The sequence below is a fragment of the Chitinophaga sp. genome (assembly GCF_036566945.1).
Classification (GTDB): domain Bacteria; phylum Bacteroidota; class Bacteroidia; order Chitinophagales; family Chitinophagaceae; genus Chitinophaga.
In genome coordinates, this window is sequence record NZ_DATCVJ010000518.1 from 1 (window position 1) to 2,314 (window position 2,314).

Below are 2,314 nucleotides of genomic sequence, written 5' to 3' on the forward strand. Positions count from 1 at the left end.
CACAAATCCGTAATTCGTAATTCGTAATTTCTACTTCGCTCCCGGCAGACAATGTGTCCGCAGATAATTTGTATATAAAGTAGACAGGTGCTCGAAAGTACCCTGCCCTTCAGAGATACTGTGGGTGCGGTTAGGATATGCCATGAACTGAAACTGCTTATTATATTTGATCAGTTCATTCAGCAGCATTTCCGCATTCTGATAATGTACGTTATCATCACCGGTACCATGAATATACAACAGGTTCCCTTTCAGGTTACGTGCATAGGTAATAGGCGATCCCTTTACAAAATCTTCGCGGTTTTCCTCCGGCAGGCCCATGTAGCGTTCCTGGTAAATGTTGTCATAGGTAAGCTGGTTACCAACTGCAGCGATCGCGATTCCTGTTTTGTAGATGTCGGGATATTGGAACATCAGGTTCAGCGTCATAGAGCCGCCGCCGCTCCAGCCCCATACTGCCGTACGTTCCGGATCAATAAACGGATATTTCTGCATCAGTGCTTTTGCTCCCATGGCCTGATCGCGGGCATTGATCAATCCTACTTTACGGTACACGCATTTGCGCCAGGTACGGCCTTTAGGCAAAGGTGTGCCCCGGTTATCCATGGTGATGTAAATGTATCCATCCGCCGCCATGTCGCCGTCATAGAGAAAGTTGCGCCCTGCTCCGATGGCATCCAACGACGTAGCACCAGCGGGTTCACCGTACACATAAAATACCACGGGGTATTTTTTAGCCGGATCAAAATTGGCGGGCTTACTCATCCAGCCGTCCATGGTAACGCCATCAACGGTCGTGATCCGGAAAAACTCCGGTTTGTTTGGGGCCGCTGCCGACTTGGTAATAGCATTCAGCACAGCATTGCTGCTGCTCTTATGCGCCGGCAGTTGCAAATTTTCACTGACAGGATAAGTATAGGCGTTGCTGAATTCATGAATCGCCCAGGCGCCGTAAGGAGAAATTTTATATTCATGGCTACCCGGCTCGTTGGCTGGTGTAATACGTTCTGCCTTGCCACCGCTTAACGCTACCTTATAAAGGTATTGTTGGGTAGGGTTTTCGGGAGAAGCTAAAAAATAGATGACGTTATTGGCTTCATCAATTTTAGCGATGCTGATTACATCATAGTTGCCTGGTGTCAGCAAAGTAGCCTTTCCGTCGTCTGTATTAATATTATACAGATGACGCCAGCCGTCCTGTTCACTCACCCAGATAAAGGATTTGCTGCCACGGATAAAATCCCAGCCGGCAATGTTATCATCGTCCCAGCGTGATTTTACATCTATCCAGGCGCTGTCAGTTTCTTCATACAGGGAGCGCACTTTACCGGTAGCCGCATCACACAACATCACTTTGCTATCGTTTTGTTTGCGGTTCAGCTGTTGAATGATCAGCGTGTTTTTACCAGGCACCCATTCCATGCGCGGAATGTAATGCTGCTGGTCATCGCCGGGAACCTGCATCCAGGTTGTTTTAGCAGTTTGTACATCTGCTACACCGATACGGCAGGCAGAAGGACGCTCTCCGGCTTTGGGATATTCTACCGGCACCGTAAAGGAGTAGATGGAATCGGTATTATCTATCATGAGGAAGTCGCGGATCCTGGTGGCATCAATCTGCCAGTAGGCGATGCTTTTGCCATCAGGGCTCCAGCGGAAGCCATCGCGGCAACCGAATTCTTCTTCATAGGCCCAATCGAAAGTACCATTAATGAAACGGCGGGTACCATCAGTGGTGATGGGCGTTACCGCACCGCTTTGCAGGTCTTCCACAAAAATGTTATGTCCGCTTACATAAGCCACTTTGCTCCCATCCGGAGAAAGTTTAGCGAACATCAGGGAAGATGCGGGTTGTGTTTTGCCCAGCTGTTGCAGCTTTCCGGTGGCTACATCCAGCACCCGGTAGTCGCCACGGGTTTCGTAGCGCCATACTTTTTTTGAATTGGTGTACAGCAGTACTTTTTTTTCATCTGCTGAAAAATAAAAATCCTTCAATGCAAGCCCCTGATAGGCGGATGCGGGGATTTTCACGGTGGGTGGTTCACCAGTTAAAGGGTTAGATTCTATACCTGCGGATGTTGCCTTGTAGTAAGACTGCCCATCGCGGCTCCATCTCATCCCTTTTCCGGGTTGTGCCTGCATGGGGAGGCAATACAGCGCGATTAAAACGAGGAGTAAAGTAAGTTTCTTCATCTAATAAGAATAATAATGTGCAATGGTAGCCAAATTATAAAAGAAAAAAAATGAACAATATGGGAATGGTAGTGTTAAAGTGCCGGGCGGTTAACTCCGGAAGATATTATTAATTTTATTT

1 protein-coding gene is annotated in these 2,314 nt (G+C 47.7%); it reads right to left on the reverse strand.

The window, feature by feature from the left end; genetic code table 11:
• Positions 1-30: 30 nt before the first annotated feature.
• On the reverse strand, positions 31-2,193 hold the full coding sequence (locus VIP81_RS15740) for a S9 family peptidase (RefSeq protein ID WP_331962612.1): 2,163 nt from the start codon (positions 2,191-2,193) through the stop codon (positions 31-33).
• Positions 2,194-2,314 lie beyond the last annotated feature (121 nt).

Bases quoted from the DNA above. Each gene is read 5' to 3' on its own strand.
- VIP81_RS15740 (WP_331962612.1), bottom strand. From the start codon at position 2,193: ATGAAGAAACTTACTTTACTCCTCGTTTTAATCGCGCTGTATTGCCTC.